Source organism: Streptomyces sp. MMS24-W38 (assembly GCF_059889265.1).
In genome coordinates, this window is record NZ_JCBCPP010000001.1 from 2,083,208 (window position 1) to 2,104,319 (window position 21,112).

17 protein-coding genes are annotated in these 21,112 nt (G+C 70.7%); 9 read left to right on the forward strand and 8 right to left on the reverse strand.

Features of this window, described 5'->3' with window-relative positions; genetic code table 11:
- Window positions 1-329: 329 nt before the first annotated feature.
- Together fomD and AC6F7H_RS08185 are read left to right on the forward strand one after the other, a co-directional pair.
- Window positions 330-1,082, forward strand: a complete 753-nt coding sequence (gene fomD, locus AC6F7H_RS08180; RefSeq protein WP_500756183.1) for a cytidylyl-2-hydroxypropylphosphonate hydrolase — start codon at window positions 330-332, stop codon at window positions 1,080-1,082.
- 366 nt (window positions 1,083-1,448) lie between these two features.
- Entirely contained in the window at window positions 1,449-3,584 is a 2,136-nt protein-coding gene (locus tag AC6F7H_RS08185; protein WP_500756184.1) for an ATP-binding SpoIIE family protein phosphatase, read from the forward strand.
- Between the two features lie 94 nt (window positions 3,585-3,678).
- Here the strand turns inward: AC6F7H_RS08185 and AC6F7H_RS08190 are convergent, their stop codons facing one another.
- Complete coding sequence (locus tag AC6F7H_RS08190) at window positions 3,679-5,970, reverse strand: transglycosylase domain-containing protein (protein WP_500756185.1); 2,292 nt, start codon at window positions 5,968-5,970, stop codon at window positions 3,679-3,681.
- A 271-nt stretch (window positions 5,971-6,241) separates the two neighbouring features.
- Between AC6F7H_RS08190 and AC6F7H_RS08195 the strand changes: the two genes are divergently transcribed.
- The 5 genes from AC6F7H_RS08195 to AC6F7H_RS08215 all read left to right on the forward strand — a co-directional run bounded on the left by AC6F7H_RS08195 (window position 6,242) and on the right by AC6F7H_RS08215 (window position 11,214).
- The gene (locus tag AC6F7H_RS08195) at window positions 6,242-7,177 is read left to right on the forward strand and encodes an SPFH domain-containing protein (RefSeq protein WP_500756186.1); all 936 of its coding nucleotides are present in this window, start codon (window positions 6,242-6,244) and stop codon (window positions 7,175-7,177) included.
- Window positions 7,174-7,446 carry a type II toxin-antitoxin system antitoxin gene (locus tag AC6F7H_RS08200; RefSeq protein ID WP_500756188.1) on the forward strand — a complete coding sequence of 91 codons (273 nt, stop codon included), beginning with the start codon at window positions 7,174-7,176 and terminating at the stop codon, window positions 7,444-7,446. The genes AC6F7H_RS08195 and AC6F7H_RS08200 overlap by 4 nt, the downstream gene beginning before the upstream one ends.
- 155 nt (window positions 7,447-7,601) lie before the next feature.
- Entirely contained in the window at window positions 7,602-8,126 is a 525-nt protein-coding gene (locus tag AC6F7H_RS08205; RefSeq protein ID WP_109376783.1) for a PadR family transcriptional regulator, read from the forward strand.
- A complete protein-coding gene (locus tag AC6F7H_RS08210; RefSeq protein ID WP_500756189.1) occupies window positions 8,123-8,812 on the forward strand; it encodes an ABC transporter ATP-binding protein in 690 nt (229 codons plus the stop codon). Before AC6F7H_RS08205 ends, AC6F7H_RS08210 begins: the two co-directional genes overlap by 4 nt.
- Before the next feature lie 89 nt (window positions 8,813-8,901).
- Window positions 8,902-11,214 carry an ABC transporter permease gene (locus AC6F7H_RS08215; RefSeq protein ID WP_500761711.1) on the forward strand — a complete coding sequence of 771 codons (2,313 nt, stop codon included), beginning with the start codon at window positions 8,902-8,904 and terminating at the stop codon, window positions 11,212-11,214.
- 42 nt (window positions 11,215-11,256) lie between these two features.
- Here AC6F7H_RS08215 and AC6F7H_RS08220 read toward each other — a convergent pair whose 3' ends face one another.
- Window positions 11,257-12,300, reverse strand: a complete 1,044-nt coding sequence (locus AC6F7H_RS08220) for a LysR substrate-binding domain-containing protein (protein WP_500756190.1) — start codon at window positions 12,298-12,300, stop codon at window positions 11,257-11,259.
- A 133-nt stretch (window positions 12,301-12,433) separates the two neighbouring features.
- Between AC6F7H_RS08220 and AC6F7H_RS08225 the strand changes: the two genes are divergently transcribed.
- Window positions 12,434-12,988, forward strand: coding sequence for a peroxiredoxin (locus tag AC6F7H_RS08225; RefSeq protein ID WP_109376779.1), 555 nt, complete (start codon window positions 12,434-12,436; stop codon window positions 12,986-12,988).
- Window positions 12,989-12,994: 6 nt separating this feature from the next.
- Window positions 12,995-13,528: an alkyl hydroperoxide reductase gene (locus AC6F7H_RS08230; RefSeq protein ID WP_363036425.1), complete on the forward strand. Its 534-nt coding sequence runs from the start codon at window positions 12,995-12,997 to the stop codon at window positions 13,526-13,528.
- 102 nt (window positions 13,529-13,630) lie between these two features.
- Here AC6F7H_RS08230 and AC6F7H_RS08235 read toward each other — a convergent pair whose 3' ends face one another.
- The 6 genes from AC6F7H_RS08235 to AC6F7H_RS08260 all read right to left on the reverse strand — a co-directional run bounded on the left by AC6F7H_RS08235 (window position 13,631) and on the right by AC6F7H_RS08260 (window position 20,685).
- Window positions 13,631-15,088 carry an AI-2E family transporter gene (locus AC6F7H_RS08235; RefSeq protein WP_500756192.1) on the reverse strand — a complete coding sequence of 486 codons (1,458 nt, stop codon included), beginning with the start codon at window positions 15,086-15,088 and terminating at the stop codon, window positions 13,631-13,633.
- A gap of 154 nt (window positions 15,089-15,242) precedes the next feature.
- On the reverse strand, window positions 15,243-15,968 hold the full coding sequence (locus tag AC6F7H_RS08240; protein ID WP_500756194.1) for an aggregation-promoting factor C-terminal-like domain-containing protein: 726 nt from the start codon (window positions 15,966-15,968) through the stop codon (window positions 15,243-15,245).
- 559 nt (window positions 15,969-16,527) lie between these two features.
- Window positions 16,528-17,853 carry an RNA 5'-3' helicase PhoH2 gene (gene phoH2, locus AC6F7H_RS08245; RefSeq protein ID WP_500756195.1) on the reverse strand — a complete coding sequence of 442 codons (1,326 nt, stop codon included), beginning with the start codon at window positions 17,851-17,853 and terminating at the stop codon, window positions 16,528-16,530.
- A gap of 291 nt (window positions 17,854-18,144) precedes the next feature.
- Window positions 18,145-18,918 (reverse strand): isoprenyl transferase, encoded by a 774-nt coding sequence (locus AC6F7H_RS08250; protein ID WP_500756196.1) that lies wholly within the window; start codon window positions 18,916-18,918, stop codon window positions 18,145-18,147.
- A gap of 682 nt (window positions 18,919-19,600) precedes the next feature.
- Window positions 19,601-20,017 (reverse strand): YeeE/YedE thiosulfate transporter family protein, encoded by a 417-nt coding sequence (locus tag AC6F7H_RS08255; RefSeq protein ID WP_500756197.1) that lies wholly within the window; start codon window positions 20,015-20,017, stop codon window positions 19,601-19,603.
- Complete coding sequence (locus tag AC6F7H_RS08260) at window positions 20,017-20,685, reverse strand: YeeE/YedE family protein (RefSeq protein ID WP_500756199.1); 669 nt, start codon at window positions 20,683-20,685, stop codon at window positions 20,017-20,019. Before AC6F7H_RS08260 ends, AC6F7H_RS08255 begins: the two co-directional genes overlap by 1 nt.
- Window positions 20,686-21,112 lie beyond the last annotated feature (427 nt).

The window sequence follows — 21,112 nt, forward strand, 5'->3', positions numbered from 1 at the left end:
GCTCTGCCGCATGGGTGAACCGTGACGGGGCCGCAGCACCGGGTGCCGTGGGCACCTAATATCTGCCCTTGACATCTCTCCCAGCCGAAGCAGGGGGATTCAGCCCTCACGGGTTGAGCTTTCTGCTTCATCGACAGCAGCCGACCCGAACAAACGGCAGGGGCTGGTGTGCCAGCCATCGGTCTTGCGCCGGCTCCACGGACCTGACATCCCGCCAGCCCGGCGGTAGACCCGACTGACTTGGTTTTCGCCAACCGGGCGAAGCCCGACCCTACCACCCAATTCACCCAACTCCCGCTGCACGGCGGGGGCATCCACGGAGAGACCTGATGACAGAGGGCGGAGCGGCAGGACGCGGGAAAGCGGGCGGCCCACGGCACGGGGACGGGGCGGCGGGCGCCGCGGCGAGCACCCCAAAGGGCCTCGGCGGCCCCGGGGGGCACTGGGCGCCCGGGACGCAGGTGCTGTGGCGTTACCGGGAGAACGGCGGCGCGCACATTCACATCGCGCGCCCCGTCACGGTCGTACGCGACGATCCCGAACTGCTCGCCGTGTGGATGGCGCCCGGCACCGAGTGCGTGAAGCCGGTGCTCGCCGACGGTACGCCCGTGCACCGGGAACCCCTCCCGACCCGGTACACCAAGCCCCGTACGGTGCGGCGTGACCGCTGGTCCGGGACCGGTGTGCTGAAACTGGCCCGGCCCGGCGACCCCTGGTCGGTGTGGTTGTTCTGGGATTCTGGCTGGCGGTTCAAGAACTGGTACGTGAACCTGGAGGATCCGCTGGCCCGTTGGGCGGGCGGGGTGGACTCCGAGGACCACTTCCTGGACATCTCCGTTCACCCTGACCGCAGTTGGCACTGGCGTGACGAGGACGAGTTCGCGCAGGCCCAGCGGGACGGGCTCGTGGACGCCGCCCTGGCCCAAAGGGTGCGCAAGGCCGGCCGGGACGCGGTGGACGTGATCGCCCGGTGGGGTGCGCCGTTCTCGGACGGCTGGCAGAACTGGCGCCCGGATCCGGCCTGGACGGTACCGTCACTGCCACCGGACTGGGACCGCACTCCCGCGCATCTGTCGTCATGAGACTCTTGATGCACCCCGGGGCAAGAAACGTAGGATCGTCCTCCGCAAGGCACGGAGCGGCAGCAACTTCCTTGACCCGCTCCGGGCTTGACCGGACGTCACCGAGGGGCGGCAGGACGTGAGCGAGGGGTACGGCACCACCCGTGCGGGCCGGGAACGGCCGGCAGGCGGCACAGGAACAACCTCTGACCACGCGGGAATTCCGTTCCGGGGACACACGATCCGGGTATCGGAGTTCCGGCGGGACGTACCGCGCGCACGGCGTACGTCCCTGCCCTCGCACCCGCGGGGCAGGCGGGAATGCGAGTACAACGAGTGCTACGAGGACCACGAGTACTGCGAGGACAGGGACATGGCCCCGGACGGATGGACTCGACACGCGTGACGGAGCAGCCGACCTCCTACGAGCGCCCGGAACCGGGCGCCACCCCCGCGGATGCCCGCGGGGCGCTCCTGCCCGCCTCGACACCGGCCCACGGGCCGGGTGTGACATCGTCGTCAGCGGCGGGCCCGGCGGGCGGCCCCGGCGCCGAGCACTCCCAGCCGGGCGCCGGGCAGGACGCCGGGCCGGACGCGCACCGGCCCCGGCCCGCGCCCGAGGGCATCCCGCTCCAGCCGGCCGGAGAACCCGGAAAACCCGGAGTACCCGGAACCCCCGGAGAACAGGGCCACAAGCCCGACGCACCGGACGAGCCGGCCCAGAACCTCCCGTCGCAGGACCGCTCCGCGCGGCTTCCCGGCGGTTCGGAGCGTCGCACCGGGCAGGTGACGGCGCCCGGGCGGCCCACGCCGATGCGACGGGACGGGGACCGGCTGAGGTTCGTCGGCGCCGCGACCCGGCGGATCGCCCGCGGTATCGATCTCGAAGAGATCGTCATGGGGCTGTGCCGGGCCACCGTGCCCACCTTCGCCGACACGATCCTGGTCTATCTGCGCGAGCCGCTGCCGGTCGGCGACGAGCGGCCCACCGGTCCGCTGGTGCTGCGGCTGCGCCGCAGCGACCGGATCCCGGCCGCCCGCGACACCGAGAACGGGTTCGTGCCGGCCCTCCCGCCCGAGCCGTCCGCGCTGGACTCGGTCGGCGCGGAGCGGTGCACGGTGCGGCCCGGCAGCGCGCTCGCCGAAGTGCTGCGCGGCGTACGGCCGGTGTTCACGGACGCGCCCGCCGCCCGGGCCGCGCTGCCCGAACTCCTCGGCAAGGAGGGCGGGGCGGCCGTGCCCGACGGGCAGCGGGCGATCCTCGCGCCGCTGCGCGGCCGGCGCCGGGTCATCGGCGCGGCCCTGTTCCTGCGCGGCCCCGAGCGCACCGCCTTCGAGGCCGACGACCTGCTGGTCGCCGCCCAACTCGCCACGCACAGCGCCCTCGGCATCGACAAGGCGGTGCTGTACGGGCGGGAGGCGTACATCGCCGACGAGCTCCAGCGCACCATGCTGCCGGAGAACCTGCCGCGCTGCACCGGTGTGCGGCTGGCCTCCCGTTACCTGCCGGCCGCGGAGACCGCGCGGGTGGGCGGTGACTGGTACGACGCCATCCCGCTGCCCGGCAGCAGGGTCGCGCTGGTGGTCGGCGACGTCATGGGGCACTCCATGACCTCCGCCGCGATCATGGGCCAACTGCGCACCACCGCCCAGACCCTGGCCGGGCTCGACCTGCCCCCGCAGGAGGTGCTGCACCACCTGGACGAGCAGGCGCAGCGGCTCGGCGCGGACCGCATGGCGACCTGTCTGTACGCGGTGTACGACCCGGTCGCGCACCGCATCACCATCGCCAACGCCGGTCACCCGCCGCCCATTCTGCTGCCCCTGGGCGGCCGGGCCGAGGTGCTGCGGGTGCCCGCGGGCGCCCCGATCGGGGTCGGCGGCGTGGACTTCGAGGCCGTGGAGCTGGAGGCGCCCGCCGGGGCGACGCTGCTGCTCTACACCGACGGGCTGGTCGAGTCGCGGCTGCGGGACGTGTGGACCGGCATCGACCAGTTGCGCGACAAGCTCGCCGCGACCGCGCAGCTGACCGGCCCGGATCATCCGCCGCCGCTGGAGGCGCTGTGCGACGAGGTGCTCGACATGCTCGGTCCGGGCGACCGGGACGACGACATCGCGCTGCTCGCCGCCCGCTTCGACGGGATCGCGCCGAGCGACGTGGCGTACTGGTTCCTGGAGCCGGAGGACGCCGCTCCCGGCCGGGCCCGCCGGCTGGCCCGCAAGGCGCTGTCCCGGTGGGGCCTGGAGGAGCTGACCGATTCGGTGGAGCTGCTGGTCAGCGAGGTGGTGACCAACGCGGTGCGGTACGCCTCCCGGCCGGTCACGCTGCGGCTGCTGCGTACGGACGTACTGCGCTGCGAGGTCGGTGACGACGTGCCGCAGCTGCCCCGGCTCCGGCAGGCGCGTGCCACGGACGAGGGCGGACGCGGCCTGTACCTGGTCAACCGGCTGGCCCGGCGCTGGGGCGCGACCCGGCTGAGCACGGGCAAGGTGGTGTGGTTCGAACTGAACCACGGCGGCTGAGCACAGCGGCTGAACCACGGCGGCCGTACGGCACGAAGAGGGGTGGGGCGCCCGGTGTTGTCACCGGGCGCCCCACCCCTCTTCGTCGCCCCGTCTACTCCTCCGCGCGGTCCGTCGGCTTGCCCGGGTCCTCCGGGGGCTCGATCGTCGGCGGGGTGAAGGGCGGAGGCGTCGGCGCCTCGGTCGTCGGCTCCTCGGTCGGGGGCTCGGTGGTGGGCGCCTCGGTCGTCGGCTCCTCGGTCGGGGGCTCGGTGGTGGGCGCCTCGGTCGTCGGCTCCTCGGTCGGCGTGTCCGACGGCGTCGGGGTGGAGGACGACGGCGACGGAGGCGGCTTGACGGCCGCCCCCTGGCTGGTCTCCAGGTCGAACCTGCTGGTCTTCTCCATCACGCCGAAGGTGTACGCGGACCAGATCTGCGCCGGGAAGCCACCGCCGTTGACCCGGTCCTGGCCGCCCGCGCCGTACATCTCGACCTGCGGGTGCGGGCGCTTGTCGTCCTCGCCGAACAGGCCGACCGCGGTGACCAGGTCGGGGGTGTAGCCGGCGAACCACGCCGACTTGTTGTTGTCGGAGGTGCCGGTCTTGCCGGCCACCTGCTGGCCGCCGCGCAGCGGATGGTCCCGCACGGCCGCGCGGGCCGTGCCGTCGTCGACCACGCCGGTCAGGACCGAGGTCACGGTGTCGGCGGCCTCACGGCCGATGACCTGCTCGCCGACCGCGTCCGGGACGGTGACGGTGCGGTCGAGGTGCTCCGCCGACTTGAGGATCGTCGGGGTGGTCTTCTTGCCGTGGTTGTCGAGGGTGGCGTAGACGCCGGCCATGTCCAGCGGGCTCGCGCCCATGGAGCCCAGGGTCTGGGCGGGCACCGCCTCCAGCTTCTCGACGTCCATGCCGAGCTCGCCGGCGGTCTGCATCACCTTCTCCATCCCGATGTCGACGCCCATCTGCGCGAAGACGGAGTTGACGGACTTGTTCGTGGCCGTCTGGACGGTGATGTCGCCGTAGTCGACGTCGCCCTGGTTCTCCGGGGCGAACCCGACCTCCCTGCCGTTCTCCTCGACGGGGCGCTTGCTGGTGCCGTCGTAGACGGTGTTGGCCGTGATCGGCTCGCCGTCCTGGGTCTCGGCCTGCTCCTCGAGCGCGGCGGCCAGGATCACCGGCTTGAAGGTGGAGGCGGGCTGGTAGTCGGCGCGGGTGGCGTTGTTCGTGTAGTGCTTGAGGTAGTCCACACCGCCGTACATCGCCACGACCGCGCCCGTCTTCGCGTCCACGGACACGGCACCGGCCTGGACGTCGGCGTCGACCTCGCGTTCCTTCGGATCCAGCTTGTCGGTGAGCTGGGTCTTGACCGCCTTCTCCAGCGCCGCCTGCTTCTTCTTGTCGATGTTGAGCGTGATGGTCCAGCCGCCGAGGTCCACCAGGGCGTCGGCCTGCTTGGCGTCCTCGACGGCGCCCTCGGCGACCAGCTGCCGCTTCAGGGCGTTGTTGGCCGCCTCCACCAGGTAGCCGGTCTGGCCCGCCATGCCCGGGTTGCCCTTGGGGTCCTGTGGCACCGGGAACTCCATGCCGGACCGCTCGGAGCCGTCCAGCCAGCCCTGCCCGACCATGTTGTCCAGCACGTAGTTCCAGCGGTTCTTGACCAGCTTCTTGCCGGTCTCCGAGGCCACCGCCCAGTCGTACTGGCTCGGCGCCTGGAGGAGCGCGGCGAGGTAGGCGCCCTGCTCGACCGAGAGGTCCTCGCTGTCGACGCCGTAGTAGGCCTGCGCGGCGGCCTGGACACCGTAGGCGCCCCGGCCGTAGTAGCTGGTGTTCATGTAGCCGGCGAGGATGTAGTCCTTGGACTTCTCCTGGTCCAGCTTCAGGGAGATGACGAGTTCCTTGAGCTTGCGGGAGACCGTCTGGTCCTGGGTCAGGTAGTAGTTCTTCACGTACTGCTGGGTGATCGTCGAACCGCCCTGCGCGCCCTTGCCGGAGATGGTGTTCAGCACGCCGCGCGCGGTGCCCTTGAGGTCGACGCCGGCGTCCTTGTAGAACGTCTTGTTCTCGGCGGCGACGAAGGCCTGCTGGACCGGCTTGGGAACCTGTGCCAGCTCGACGACCTCACGGTTGACCTTGCCGTCGCGGGCCATGATCGAGCCGTCGCCGTACTTGTAGACGTTGCTCTGCTCCTGGGCGTCGGCGTTCCCCTCGGGGATGTCGATCACCATGTACAGCACGATGAAGGCGCCCATGCCGAGCAGGCAGAGCCCGAAGAAGGTGCCGAGGATCTTCTTCCAGGTGAACAGGCGGCGTATCCGGCCCCGGCCCTGCCCGCCCGACGAACGGCCCCCGGATGCCACACGGTGCCCCCCGCGCTGTCGTGCGCGTCGTTCTTCCGCTCGTCCCATGGGTCCGCTCTGCTCCGCTTCGTTCGTGTGTGCGCTACTGCCACACGGGTTCGTCGCTCTGGTCAACTCCGCAAGCTAACACCGGGAGGTATGACAAACGGCCGCCGATCCGGTCTTTACGGACGTGACAATCAGCACCCGCCCCACTGGAACCGACGTGCGAACGGTGGTCAAGGTTGCCGCGATCCGTTAAAGTGATATCACTTAGATAGGCAGGCGCTAGCGGCGCGAAGGTCGCGCGGCGGGCGCCCCGAAAGGCGGGGGATCACCCATGTCCACACATGACGCGCAGGTCACGGCCGTGGTGCCGGAGATGCCGGCACCACGCGTACGGGAGAAGGCGGCACACAGCATCGGCGGCGGGCTGGCCCTGATACTCGGACTGGCCGGACTGCTGCTCGGCGTCGGACTGGCCGTCAGCGCCACGGCGGTCACCGGGGACGGACTGAAGGCCCTGCTGATCGTCAGCGGCATCCTGATCGCCATGGTCGCGTTCCTCGCGATGTGCGGGCTGAACATGGTGGCGCCGGGCGAGGCCCGCGTGGTCCAGCTCTTCGGGCGGTACCGGGGCACGATCCGGCAGGACGGCCTGCGCTGGGTGAACCCCTTCACCTCGCGCACCAAGATCTCGACCCGCGTACGCAACCACGAGACCGCGGTCCTCAAGGTGAACGACGCCTACGGCAACCCCATCGAGCTCGCCTCGGTCGTGGTGTGGCGGGTGGAGGACACCGCGCAGGCCACCTTCGAGGTGGACGACTACGTCGAGTTCGTCTCGACCCAGACCGAGGCCGCCGTCCGGCACATCGCCATCGAGTACCCCTACGACGCCCACGAGGAGGGCGGCCTCTCACTGCGCGGCAACGCCGAGGAGATCACCGAGAAGCTCGCGGTCGAGCTGCGCGCCCGGGTGGAGGCGGCCGGCGTCGAGATCATCGAGTCCCGCTTCACCCACCTCGCCTACGCGCCCGAGATCGCCTCGGCGATGCTCCAGCGGCAGCAGGCGGGCGCGGTCGTGGCGGCCCGGCAGCTGATCGTGGAGGGCGCCGTGGGCATGGTCGAGACGGCGCTGGCCCGGCTCACCGAGCACGACATCGTGGAACTGGACCCCGAGCGCAAGGCCGCGATGGTGTCCAACCTGATGGTGGTGCTCTGCGGCGACCGCGCCGCGCAGCCGGTCCTCAACACGGGATCCCTCTACCAGTGACCACCCCCTCCGACCCCCCCGAGGGCAAGGCCCCTCGGCGCAGGCCGCAGCAGCAGCGCAAGCAGGTGCTGCTGCGGCTGGACCCGCTGGTGTACGAGGCGCTGGCGCGGTGGGCCAACGACGAGCTGCGCTCGGCCAACGCGCAGATCGAGTTCCTGCTGCGCCGCGCCCTCGCGGAGGCGGGCCGCCTCCCCGGCGAGGCGGGCCCCCTCCCCCGCCGGGGCCGCCCACCGGCCCAACCCCCCGGCGACTCGCCCAAGCCCGGGTGACACCCCGCCCGGGCCCCGGCGCCCACGGCACCCCGGTGACAGAACCGTGACAATGGGCCCCCACCTGGGCTTCCACTCCCTCCCCGTACCCTCCCCGGCGCTCTGCACACGCGATGTATACACGGAGCGTATACACCGTGTGTAGAGTCCCCCGCATGTCCATCGGTCACACCCTTCTCGGGCTCCTGGAGTCCGGCCCCCGCCACGGTTACGACCTGAAGCGGGCCTTCGACGCGACGTTCGGTCACGACCGGCCGCTGCACTACGGCCAGGTCTACTCGACGATGTCCCGCCTGCTGAAGAACGGGCTCGTCGAAGTCGACGGCATCGAGGCCGGCGACGGCCCCGAACGCAAGCGGTACGCGATCACCGAGGCCGGCGTCACCGACGTCGCGCGCTGGCTCGCCACACCGGAGAAGCCGGAGCCGTACCTCCAGTCGACGCTCTACACCAAGGTGGTCCTCGCGCTGCTCACCAGCCGCGACGCCGCCGACATCCTCGACACGCAACGTTCCGAGCATCTGCGCGGCATGCGCGTCCTCACCGAGCGCAAACGCCAGGGCGACCTGGCCGACCAGCTCATCTGCGACCACGCCCTTTTCCACCTCGAGGCCGATCTGCGCTGGCTGGAGCTCACCGCGGCGCGCCTCGACAAGCTCCGTGAGGCGGTCACCCGATGACGATCCCCGCCGGATCCCTGCTCGCCGCCCGGGACCTGCGCAAGGCGTACGGACCGACCACCGCGCTGGACGGCGCCGGGTTCTCCATCCATCCCGGCGAGGTCGTCGCCGTGATGGGCCCCTCCGGGTCGGGCAAGTCGACCCTGCTGCACTGCCTCGCCGGGATCGTCACCCCCGACTCCGGCTCCATCACGTACGACGGGCGCGAACTGACCGCGATGAACGACTCCGAGCGCAGCAGGCTCAGGCGCTCGGAGTTCGGCTTCGTCTTCCAGTTCGGCCAGCTCGTGCCGGAGCTGACCTGCGTGGAGAACGTCGCCCTGCCGATGCGGCTGAACGGCACGCCCCGCAAGGAGGCCGAGCGGGCCGCCCTGTCCTGGCTCGAGCGCCTCGAGGTGGACGACGTGCGCGGGAAGCGGCCCGGTGAGGTCTCCGGCGGTCAGGGCCAGCGGGTCGCCGTGGCCAGGTCGCTGGTCACCGGCCCGCGGGTGCTGTTCGCCGACGAGCCGACCGGCGCGCTGGACTCGCTCAACGGCGAGCGCGTGATGGAACTGCTCACCGACGCCGCCCGGTCCACCAACGCCGCCGTCGTCCTCGTCACGCACGAGGCACGGGTGGCCGCGTACTCCGACCGCGAGATCGTCGTGCGCGACGGGAAGTCCCGGGACATGGAGCACGCCGTATGAACGAGACCGAGGAGCGGGCCCGCACCGCCCCCGCCGTCCCCGCGGCCCGCGCCGAGTCGAAGCTCCGTGCCGTGGCCCGGGACCTGGGCATGGGCCTGCGGTTCGCCCTGGCCGGCGGACGGGAAGGATGGGTCCGAGCCCTGCTCACCGGCGTCGGCGTCGGCCTCGGAGTGGCGCTGCTGCTGCTCACCACCGCCCTGCCCGGCGCGCTGGCGGAGCGGGACCGGCGGGAGGAGGCGCGCCTCGACTGGCCCTTCACCAGCCAGATGGCCGAGTCCGGCGCCGACAACACCCTGCTCGTCGCGCGTGTCGACACCCAGTTCCGGGACCGGGGGGTCCGCGGCCGGGTACTGGAGCCGGAGGGTCCGAAGGCGCCGCTGCCGCCGGGCCTGACGGAGTTCCCGGCAGCCGGTGACATGGTCGTCTCCCCCGCCCTGAAGGAGTTCCTCGCCTCGGACGACGCACGGCTGCTGCGCGAGCGGCTGCCCTACGACATCGTGGGGACCATCGGCGAGCAGGGACTCATCGGTTCCCAGGAACTCGCCTACTACGCCGGCGGCGCGGACCTCGCGGACCGGATCGGTTCGGGCACGGTACGCCTCACCGCACTCGGCTCACCCGAGCAGATCACCCCCGAGGAACTCGACCCGGTACTCATGCTGCTGGTCCTGGTCGTCTTCGTGGTGCTGCTGACACCGGTCGCCGTGTTCATCGCGACCGCCGTACGGTTCGGCGGCGAGCGGCGCGACCGCAGGCTGGCGGCGCTGCGGCTGGTCGGCTCCGACGCCGCGGCCACCCGGCGGATCGCGGCGGGCGAGGCGCTTGCCGGGTCACTGCTCGGGCTGGTGCTCGGTACGGTCTTCTTCCTGATCGGACGCGAGGTCGCTGCCTCCTTCGAGGTGTTCGGCGTCAGCGTGTTCCCGAGCTATCTGAACCCCTCGCCGCTGCTGGCGCTGCTGGTCGCGGTGGCGGTTCCGGCCGCCGCGGTGCTGGTGACCCTGCTCGCGCTGCGCGGGGTCGTCATCGAACCGCTGGGCGTGGTGCGCACGGCGCGCCCGGTTCGGCGCCGACTGTGGTGGCGGCTGCTGCTGCCGCTGGCCGGGATCGCGATGCTCTACCCCATGGTCGGACAGGGCCGGGACGAGGGGGAGTTCAACCAGTACCTGGTCGTCGGCGGCGTCCTGCTGCTGCTCATCGGAGTCACCGCGCTGCTGCCGTGGGTCGTGGAGACGGTCGTCGCCCGGCTCGGCAAGGGCAGCGTCTCCTGGCAACTGGCGGTGCGGCGACTGCAGTTGAGCAGCGGCACGGCGGCCCGCATGGTCAACGGCATCGCGGTGGCGGTGGCCGGGGCGATCGCGCTGCAGATGCTGTTCGCCGGCGTCGAGGACGACTACACCGAGGCCACCGGGCACGACGTGTCACGGGTCCAGATGCAGATAGACGTACTGCGGGGCGTGGAACTCGCCCCGGCAGCACAGAAGTTGACGGACACCGAAGGGGTACGGCACGTCTACGCGCTGTCCGAGGGCTACTTCGGCGACGCGTCCTGGCATCAGCAGCCGGAACGTATCACCAGCCTGACCGTCGCCGACTGCGCGAACCTGCGCATGGTGGCGGAGCTCCCCTCCTGCCGTGACGGCGATGTGTTCTCGCTGTCCGGCAAGTACGACACCGATACCCCGGCGCTGAACAGGCCGGGCCAGAAGCTGTACCTGGAGGTGCCCGACCCCGCCGACCCCTCGGGCTACGGTGAGGACGTCGTCTGGACCGTCCCGGAGGGTGTGAAGCAGGGCCGGTCGATCCCGGACCCGGTGGGCGACGAACGCGGCGGCTTCCTGATGACCCCGGGCGCGGTGCCGGCGGAGGTGGCGAGCGCGGTCTCCGGCAATCTCTACGTCGCGGTCGACGAATCGGTGCCGTACGCCCGCGAGCACATACGCAACACGGCCGCCGCGCTCGACCCGTTGACCGAGCCGATGGCATGGCAGACGACCGAGCGCTCCAGCCGTTACGAGACCATCCGTACCGGCCTGTTCGTCGGCGCCGTCTGCGTCCTGGTGCTGATCGGGGCGAGCCTGCTGGTCTCCCAGCTGGAGCAGTTGCGCGAACGCCGCAAGCTGCTGTCGGCGCTGGTCGCCTTCGGCACCCGGCGGCGCACGCTGAGCCTGTCGGTGCTGTGGCAGACGGCCGTCCCGATCGGCCTGGGGCTGGCGCTGGCCGCGACGGTGGGCGTGGCGCTGGGCGCGGTCCTGCTGCGGATGGCCAGGACACCGGTACGGGTGGACTGGGCGAGCCTGTTCCAGATGACCGGCATCGGTGCGGGCGTCGTCCTGGCGGTGACCCTGCTGAGCCTGCCGCCCCTGCTGCGCATGATGCGCCCGGACGGCCTCCGCACGGAGTGACCCGACCCGCCCCCGCCCCGCACCACGGGGCGGGGGCGGTGGTCAGGCGGCGTCCGGGACGATCCGTACCGGCAGGTCCGCCATCGCCTCCCGGAGGGCCGCCGCCAGTTCCTCGTACTCCGCGGCGCGGGCCGCGCCCGTGCGCATGGCGAGGGCGATACGGCGGGAGGGGGCCGGGTCGGTGAAGCACGCGGTGCGCAGGCGGCCGGCACGGCTGGTCTCGACCTCGACGGCGGTACGGGGCAGCAGGGTCACGCCGAGGCCGCCCGCCACCAGTTGCACCAGCGTGGACAGTCCCGCCGCCGTCGTGGTGGCCGCGACTCCGGCGCGGCCCGCCTCGCGGCAGATGTCGAGGGCCTGGTCGCGCAGGCAGTGCCCCTCGTCGAGCAGCAGCAGGTTCAGCTCGCGCAGGACCGCACGGGGAAGCCGCACCCGGCCGCCGAGCGGGTGGTCCGGCGGTGTGACGAGCACGAAGTCCTCGTCGAACAGCGGCATTTCGGTCACGCCCGGCGCCCCGTACGAGTACCTCCGCCCGGACCCGCTCGCGGTCGGAGAAGGCACCGCTGCCGGAGACGCACTCGCCGCCGGGGACTCCTTCGCCGCCGGGGGCGACACGGCGAGGAGCAGCAGGTCCAGCCGGCCCTCGGCCAGCCCCTCCAGCAGGCTCGCGGTCTGCTCCTCGTGCACCTGGAGGTCGAGGTGCGGATAGCGGACGCGGACCTGCCGCAGGACGGTGGGCAGCAGATACGGCGCCACCGTCGGGATCACCCCGAGCCGGAACACCCCGGTGAACGGTGCCCGCAGCGCCTCCGCCTCCTCGATCAGAGCCCCGACGTCCTCCAGCACCGCCTTGGCCCGCACCGAGAGGCGCTCACCGGCGGGCGAGAGCAGCACCTTGCGCGTCGTACGCTCCACGAGGGTGACACCCAGTGTCTCCTCCAATGCCGACACAGCCCCCGACAGCGCGGGCTGGCTCATCCCGATGGCCGCGGCGGCGTCCCGGAAATGCAGATGCTCGGCCACCGCGGAGAACGCGCGCAGCTGCGCCAGGCTGGGCTGCCGTCTGCGCCGATTACCCACGGTCACTCATAGGTCCCTCCGATCAACCTGACCGATTGTAGCTATTTCACTAATCAATGCACCCTGTGCCAACATCAATCATGTCCAACCCATGGGAAACCCCTGCAATCCGGGTGTTTCCTCGCTGCAAGGAGAGCCTGTGCTCACTGTTGGTGACAAGTTCCCCGAGTTCGAACTGACGGCCTGCGTCTCGCTGGAGAAGGGCAAGGAGTTCGACACGATCAACCACAAGACCTACGAGGGCAAGTGGAAGATCATCTTTGCGTGGCCCAAGGACTTCACCTTCGTGTGCCCGACCGAGATCGCCGCCTTCGGCAAGCTGAACGACGAGTTCGCCGACCGTGACGCCCAGATCCTCGGCTTCTCCGGTGACTCGGAGTTCGTCCACCACGCTTGGCGCAAGGACCACGACGACCTGCGCGACCTGCCGTTCCCGATGATGGCGGACTCCAAGCACGAGTTGATGCGCGACCTCGGCATCGAGGGCGAGGACGGTTTCGCCAAGCGCGCCGTGTTCATCGTGGACCAGAACAACGAGATCCAGTTCACCATGGTGACCGCCGGCTCCGTCGGCCGTAACCCCAAGGAGGTCCTGCGGGTCCTGGACGCCCTGCAGACCGACGAGCTCTGCCCGTGCAACTGGTCCAAGGGCGACGAGACCCTGGACCCGGTCGCGCTGCTGGCCGGGGAGTGACCTGACATGTCGCTCGACTCCCTCAAGTCCCGCCTCCCGGACTACGCCAAGGACCTGAAGCTCAACCTGGGCTCGGTCATCGGCAACTCCGACCTTCCCGCCCAGCAGCTGTGGGGCACGGTGCTGTCGACCGCGATCGCCTCGCGCTCGGCCATCGTGCTGCGCGAGCTGGAGCCCGAGGCGAAGGCGAACCTGTCGCCCGAGGCGTACACGGCGGCGAAGGCCGCCGCCGCGGTGATGGCGATGAACAACGTCTTCTACCGCACCCGCCACCTGCTGTCGGACGACGAGTACGGCACGCTCCGCGCCGGCCTGCGGATGAACGTCATCGGCAACCCGGGCGTCGACAAGGTCGACTTCGAGTTCTGGTCGTTCGCGGTGTCCGCGATCAACGGCTGCGGACAGTGCCTCGACTCCCACGAGCAGGTCCTGCGCAAGGCCGGCGTCGAACGCGAGGTCATCCAGGAGGCGTTCAAGATCGCCGCGGTGGTCCAGGCCGTCGCCGCCACGCTGGACGCGGAGGCGGTTCTCTCGGAGTAACTCCGTAACCCCGCGGACCCACCCTCCTCATCCGCAGCGGGCCCGATCACCACGACGGTGACCGGGCCCGCTGTCGTGCACCGGCCCCTTACCGCTCCCGCACTACCCCCGTGTGTCCTCCGGCGGGACCGGCCCCGGCGAGGCCGGCTGCTCCGGAGGTACCGGGGGCACCCGCGGTACCGGGGGCACCGGCGGCCCGTGGTGGCTCATGGCCGCCGAAACCGCCGTGGCGCCCCGGGGCCTGGGGGCGAGACGTACGGCCGCCTCCTGCGAGTACGCGCGCAGATAGCCCACGACGGTGTTCGTCACCGCGACCAGCGGTACGGCGACCACCGCACCGCCGATCCCGGCCACCATCCCGCCGGTCGCGACCGCCAGCACCACCGCGAGCGGATGGACGCGCACCGCGCGGCCCAGGATGAACGGCTGGAGGATGTGGCCCTCGATCTGCTGCACCGCCAGGACCACCACCAGCGTCATGACCGCCGTGAACACGCCCTGGGTGACCAGCGCGACGACGACGGCCAGCGCCCCCGACACCACCGCGCCGACGAGCGGGATGAAGGCGAACAGGAAGATGAAGACGGCGAGCGGCACCGCCATCGGCACGTCCAGGAAGTAGATGCCGAGGCCGATGAAGATCGCGTCGATCAGCGCCACTACCACCGTGCCGCGCACATACGCCGTCAGCGTCCGCCACGCGGCCGGCCCCGCACCGGCGACACCCGGGCGGGCGGCGGCGGGCACCAGCTTCAGCGTCCACTCCCAGATGCGCTTGCCGTCGTAGAGCAGGAACAGCGTCGAGAAGACCGCGAGCAGGATGCCGGTGAGCGCCTCGACGACGACGGTCACGCCCTCCAGGCCCGCCGAGGTGATCTGCTCGGTGTTGGCGCCGACCGCCTCACGCAGGCTCTTGGCGATCTCGTTGATCTGCTTGTCGGTGACGTGGAAGGGGCTGTTGAGCAGCCAGTTGCGCAGCTCGTCGATGCCGTCCTGGATCTGGTCGGAGAGGTGGTCGATGTTCTCCATGACCTGCCAGGTCACGAACCAGCCTATGAGGCCGATGACGACGAACCCGAACAGTGCGGTCAGCGCCGTGGCCGGGCCGCGCGGCAGCCCGAGCCGCCGCAGCCAGGCCACCGTCGGCTGCAGCAGCGCCGTGATCAGCAGCGCGGAGACGAAGGCCAGCACCACCAGTTGGACGGCGCCGATGACCCGCATGAGCACCCAGACCGTGCCCGCGAGCACCAGCAGGCGCCAGCCGGCCTCGGCGGCGACCCGTACGCCCCACGGCACGGCCTGGGCGGGGTCCGGACGGGAGGGCATGACATGAACCGGAGCAGAAGCATGCCCGGAACCGGCTGCGGGGGTGTGGCCGTCCGGCAGCGCGGGGGCCCGGTCGACGGGTGCGGCGGCCGGTTCGATCGGCTCGATCGCCTCGGCGTGCTCCGGAGTGTCCCGGCTCTCCCGTTCCATCTCGGCGCGGCGCTCTTCCAACCGCCTGCTCACTTCGGTCAGTCGGGCTCCGGCCCGGCCGAGCCATCCTGGCACTCGTGACATGAACCGCCCCTTGCCCCCGTTTCGCACCACCACTCCCCCTGGAGTCGTCGCTCCGACCGTACATGGCGAAAGCCCCACACCTTGAGGACGGTGTGGGGCTCTGCCCAGGTTGAGCGGGACCGCGGGACGATGGGTCCGGCACGATCCGGAAGTCCTAGTACCAGTGGTTGGCCTGCCAGAACGACCAGGCGCCGCAGGGGCTTTTGTAGCGGTCGTTCATGTAGTTGAGGCCCCACTTGATCTGGGTGGCCGGGTTGGTCTGCCAGTCGGCGCCGGCCGAGGCCATCTTGGAGCCCGGCAGCGCCTGTACGAGACCGTAGGCACCGGAGGAGGGGTTCATGGCCTTGTAGTTCCAGGTGGACTCGTGCTGCACGATGTTGCTGAAGCACTGGAACTGGTCGGCCGGAATCATCTGCCGGGCCATCGCCTGGACCTGGGCGACGGTGTACGAGCTCTGGACCGCGAAGTCGGAGGCGGAGGCGGACGCCGCCTTGGAACGGCTGGCGGCCTTCTCGGCCTCCGCGCGCTCCTTGGCCTCCTTCGCGGCCTGGGCTTCCTTGGCCGCCTGCTCGGCGGCTTCCTGCTTCTTGGCGATCGCGGTCTCGGCGGCGGCCTTGCGGGCTGCCTCCTCCGCGTCCTTCTTGGCACTCGTGTCCGCGGCGATGGCCATGGTTTCGGCCTGCTGCGTCAGGGAGGCGGTCTGCACCTGGGCCTGCTGGCCCGCGGGGATGTCCGCGAGCAGCGTGGTGCCGGCTGCCGTCATCTCAAGGTCGTCGTTGGTCTGCGCGGTACTGCCCGACGCGACACCGACGACGCTTCCGACAGCGGTGACCGCCGTGGCCGAGGCCACTGCGAATCCCCGGACCGAAATCCGGCTCACACGGTTTCCTTCCAGCATCGACCGCTTCGGTGACCCTCGCGGACGCAATCGTGCCCCTGACACTGGCCTCCCCAACTCGGGTCACGGGAGGCACGGGCCCGGTGGGCAACTCCCGAACGGGAGCGCCGCGTGGTGCTCGGGCGGCATACGACGACGCTATGCAGTTGGCGCTGGTGCCTGTGTGGTGCCTTGCCGCTGGGGGTAAGGCTGTGTCGCATGCGGGGCCTGACAGGAGTGAGACTCTGCCGTAATCCGGAGGCGCGAGGCAATTCCATCACGCGTGTGAAAGCTCACATCTCGTTTGTCCCTGGAGATTCCTGGAAAGCCGCACGCGCGCCAACGCCGCCCGGCTAGGCTCTTCGCCTTTCCGGGCGGCGTCAACTGCCGTGCTGTCGAACCCCGTTCGGAGACAGGAGCGAAAGGGCCCACCTGCCCCACAGGGCCCCTTGAAGGACTCTCCCGCCCTATCGCCCCAATGGGCCCGATAGACCCCGACATGCCCGATAGAACCCGGACGGCCCATCAGGGTCGGATCAGGTTCATATCAGGAGCGGACGTATCAGAGCTGCCCGTCCTCCAGCATTTCGGTCACAAGGGCGGCGATCTGGGACCTCTCGGACCGGTTCAGGGTCACGTGCGCGAAGAGCGGATGTCCCTTCAGCTTCTCGACGACGGCGACCACACCGTCGTACCGGCCCACCCGGAGGTTGTCCCGCTGGGCGACGTCGTGGGTCAGGACGACCCGCGAGTTGGCGCCGATCCGGGACAGAACGGTCAGCAGTACGTTCCGTTCCAGTGACTGCGCCTCGTCGACGATCACGAACGCGTCGTGCAGCGAGCGGCCCCGGATGTGCGTGAGCGGCAGTACCTCCAGCATGCCGCGCGCGGTGACCTCCTCGATGACCTCACGGCTGGTGACCGCCGACAGCGTGTCGAAGACGGCCTGCGCCCAGGGGCTCATCTTCTCGGCCTCGCTGCCGGGCAGATAACCGAGCTCCTGCCCGCCCACCGCGTACAGCGGGCGGAAGACCATCACCTTCTGGTGCTGCCGGCGCTCCAGCACCGCCTCCAGGCCCGCGCACAGCGCCAGCGCCGACTTGCCGGTGCCGGCCCGGCCGCCCAGGGACAGGATCCCCACGTCCGGGTCGAGCAGCAGGTCGAGCGCGATCCGCTGCTCGGCGCTCCGGCCCTTGATGCCGAACGCCTCCCGGTCGCCGCGCACCAGACGGACGTTGCCCTCGGGCGTGACCCGGCCGAGGGCCTTGCCCCGCTCGGACTGGATGGTCAGCCCCGTGTGCACGGGCAGGTCGGCCGCTTCGGGCACGTAGATGTGCCCCTCCTCGAAGAGGACGTCCACCTGCTCGGCGGGCAGGTTCAGTTCGGACATCCCGGTCCAGCCGGAGGCGTCCGTGACGGCGAGCTCCGCACGGTACTCCTCGGCGAGGAGGCCCACGGAGGACGCCTTGATCCTGAGCGGGAGGTCCTTCGACACCACGGTGACGTCGAATCCCTCGGCCTGCAGGTTGCGGGCGACCGCGAGGATGCGGGAGTCGTTGTCCCCCAGGCGGTAGCCACTGGGCAGCACGCTGGGGTCCGAGTGGTTGAGCTCGACACGCAGGGTTCCGCCGAGGTCCCCGATCGGAAGGGGAGCGTCGAGACGGCCGTACCTCACCCGGTAGTCGTCGAGCAGGCGCAGCGCCTGCCGGGCGAAGTAGCCGAGTTCGGGATGGTTCCGCTTGGCCTCCAACTCCGTCACCACGACGACGGGAAGCACGACCTCGTGCTCGTCGAAGCGGCTCAGGGCGTTGGGGTCGGCCAGCAGAACGCTGGTGTCGATGACATAGGTGCGCCGGTCGGGCTTGTGGCGCTGTGTGCTGGTCACCACGGAAGGACGTACCCCCTCGGAAGAGGTCGGGGAGCGACGGAGCGGAGCTGGACCGGTCGACGGCGCCGATGCACGGGCCGAGAACCGGCCCTCCGCTGCTTCGTCCGTGCCGTGACCGCACGGTCGGGCTGGTGCAAAGGGCCTCCCGGGCGGACGGCCCCGGGCCGCCCGCTGAGATCCGACACCCGTGGTTCGGGCGTCGACCTGTCTGAGTTATGCCCTCGAACAATCGCCGTCATGCCAGACCGTACGACGGCGCCCCGATGAACTCCCCGTTACGCGGGGACGGCCTCAGCCGCCGAAACGCCGGTGGCGAGCGGCGTAGTCACGCAGGGCCCGCAGGAAGTCGACCTTGCGGAAGGCCGGCCAGAAGACCTCGCAGAAGTAGTACTCCGCGTGAGCGGTCTGCCAGAGCATGAATCCGGACAGCCGCTGTTCGCCACTCGTACGGATGACGAGGTCCGGGTCGGGCTGGGCCTTGGTGTAGAGGTGACGCCCGATCATGTCGACGTCGACGGCCTCGGCGAGCTCCTCCATCGAGGTGCCCTTCTCGTGGGCCTCGAGCATCATGGAGCGCACCGCGTCGGCGATCTCCTGGCGACCGCCGTACCCGATGGCGACGTTGACCACTATGCCGTCGACCTGCGCGGTGGCCTCCTCGGCCTCCTTGAGCGTGGTCTGCATCCCGGACGGCAGCAGGTCGGGCGTGCCGACATGGTGCACCTGCCAGCGGCCGTCGGCGGCGAGGGTGCGCACGACGTCCTCGATGATGCCGAGGAGCGGGACGAGTTCTTCCTCCGGCCGGTCGAAGTTGTCCGTCGACAGCAGCCAGAGCGTGACGACCTTGACGTCGGTCTCGGTGCACCAGCCGAGGAACTCCCCGATCTTGTCCGCGCCGGCCCGGTGGCCGTGGACGGTGCTGGAACCGGAGGCCTTCGCCCAACGGCGGTTGCCATCCATGATGACGCCGATGTGCTTGGGCACCTGAGCGGGGTCCAGGTGGCCTTCCACCCGGCGCGCGTACAGCCTGACCAGCAGGCCGCGCAGCTTGTCGCGCAGGTTCACGTGATCGTCAGCCCCTCCGTACGGATCGGACAGGAGCGGCACCCGCAGCGATCCACGGCATGCGGCACGCTCTCGGCCGCGGGCGAATCCTGTCCCTCTGGCAGCCCCCGGACGCGAAGCCTACCCCCGCAGGGGTAGGGCCCAGAAAAACGGGCCGGTCCGTGGGGGGGGGATACGGACCGGCCCGAGGGGGGGTTTCCACCATAACCCTTCGTAAGTGATGCTGCGTGCATCGGCGGGCAAAAACTACTCTCCGAAACCGTCCGGCGACGCCCCGGCGACCGCTGAACCCCGCATTCCAGGCACTTCGACGGCCGAAATGAAGCCGTTCCTCCCGGAAGAAACAGGCAATACACGGACATCGTGCCCGGCGTGGCGCGACCCACCCGCGACCGGCCCCCACCACACCGACCCTTCCAGCCGTCCCCCCGACGGGTGACCCCACCAGGAACGCCCACTTGACCCCGCCTCCGGCGCCCCCATGACGGAACGACGGGCTGAAGAACAGGCAGGCTCCGGTCGGAAGCGATGGAGGCGCTGAAAGCGTTGGAGGGGTCGCGCGGTCCCCTCCACTGCACGCTCCCCTTCCGCGCAGCTTCGCCCACGCGAATTGCGGCAACGTGAACACCGTCCGACCGACGGCCTATGCCCGAACCACGCGGCGCCGGCCGGAGCCCTGGGGTCACAGACCGCAGGAGCCGCGGTCGAGGTGGAAGTACCGGGCGTTGGCCCAGCGGCACAGCCCGATACCGACGGCGACGCCGACGATGGTGATCAGGGCGGGCAGGTATCCGCTGGCGACCTGGATGATCGGGATCGCCGGGCAGCCACCCGAGATCGCCCAGCCCGTACCGAACAGCACCGCGCCGGGGATCACACCGGCGTGGATGCGCCCCGGGGTGCGGCGGACCCGCAGCAGAGCGAACACGCACACGATGATCCCGACGGCACCCGCGAAGGAGAAGAACATGCGCAGGTCCTGGAAGGTGAACATGCGGTTCAGCTCGGCGTAGTCCCCGAAGCCGATGTTGGTGACGGTGTAACCGAGGGCCAGTCCGGTGATGATGTTGGCCAGCAGGATCGTTCCCCGGGTACGCATCAGATCACCTTCCACAGGAGGAACGACACCGCGACGGCGGTACCGAAGAAGACAGCGGTCGCCACGATGCTGACCGGGCGCAGACGCCCGCAGCCGCTGAGTCCGTGGCCGGAGCTGCACCCGCCGGCCAGTCGGGTGCCGAAGCCCACCAGCACGCCGCCCAGGAACAACAGGCCGATCATGGCAGCCGAGTCGGCGGTGACCAGGTCCTTGAAACCCGGGCCCATGTCGAAGCGGAGTTGGAACCGCCCGGAGGTGACCGCGGCGATCAGTCCGCCGAGGAAGATCGACACCAGCAGGGCAGCCTGGGTGACCAGCGGGACCGGACGCAGGCTCGCGGCCGACGGGCTCTCACTCGGCGTCGGTTCGTTGTCCGACTCGAGCGGCTGCGGCTTCCCGTACGCGACCAGCGGCGAGGTGGTCACGCCGGAGCCGGGGCCGGGGCGGGTACCGAAGTGCTCCGCGGTGGCTGCGGCGAGCGCGTCGGCGAGAGCCTGATCGTCGGCGAACTCCTCGTCCATCCGCTCGATGCGGCGTTCGCTGCGCCAGTGCAACACGCGGTCCCACGCCGACGACACCCCGAAAGACCGATCGGTGAGGAGGGTGTAGGTGATGGTGACCAGAGCAAGTCCGACAGCGCCTGCCCACCAGGGCCAGTAGGTACTCATGCGGGGCCTCTCATCCAGTCGGCGATCCGAGCCCACCAGCCGCGCTTCGAGCGGGGGGCTCTCCGCGTGTGCCGAGCGACGCGGTCCGGCGGGTGGGGCGTCTGTGTGAGTGGGGACGGTCGGTGGTGCAGTACGGGGGCCGACGGGGGCACCGGTTCAAACGGGGGCACGCTCTCCGGCGCCGGCGGCGGGGTCTGCCGGGGCGCCCGGCTCGGGTCGGCCACGCCGGGCCCGTTCGCGCCAGGCCCGTTCACGCCGGACCCGTTCGTGTCGGCCACGGGTTCGAGATGCCGCGCGCGGGCTCCGTTGGGCAGCAGGCTGATGGGCACGGGCTCGCCGGTGAGTGCCAACTGGTAGCGGGCGCAGTCGTGCCACTGGCCGTCGCTGTCGCAGTAGTAGTCGCGCCAACCTTGCAAGCTCGCCCTGA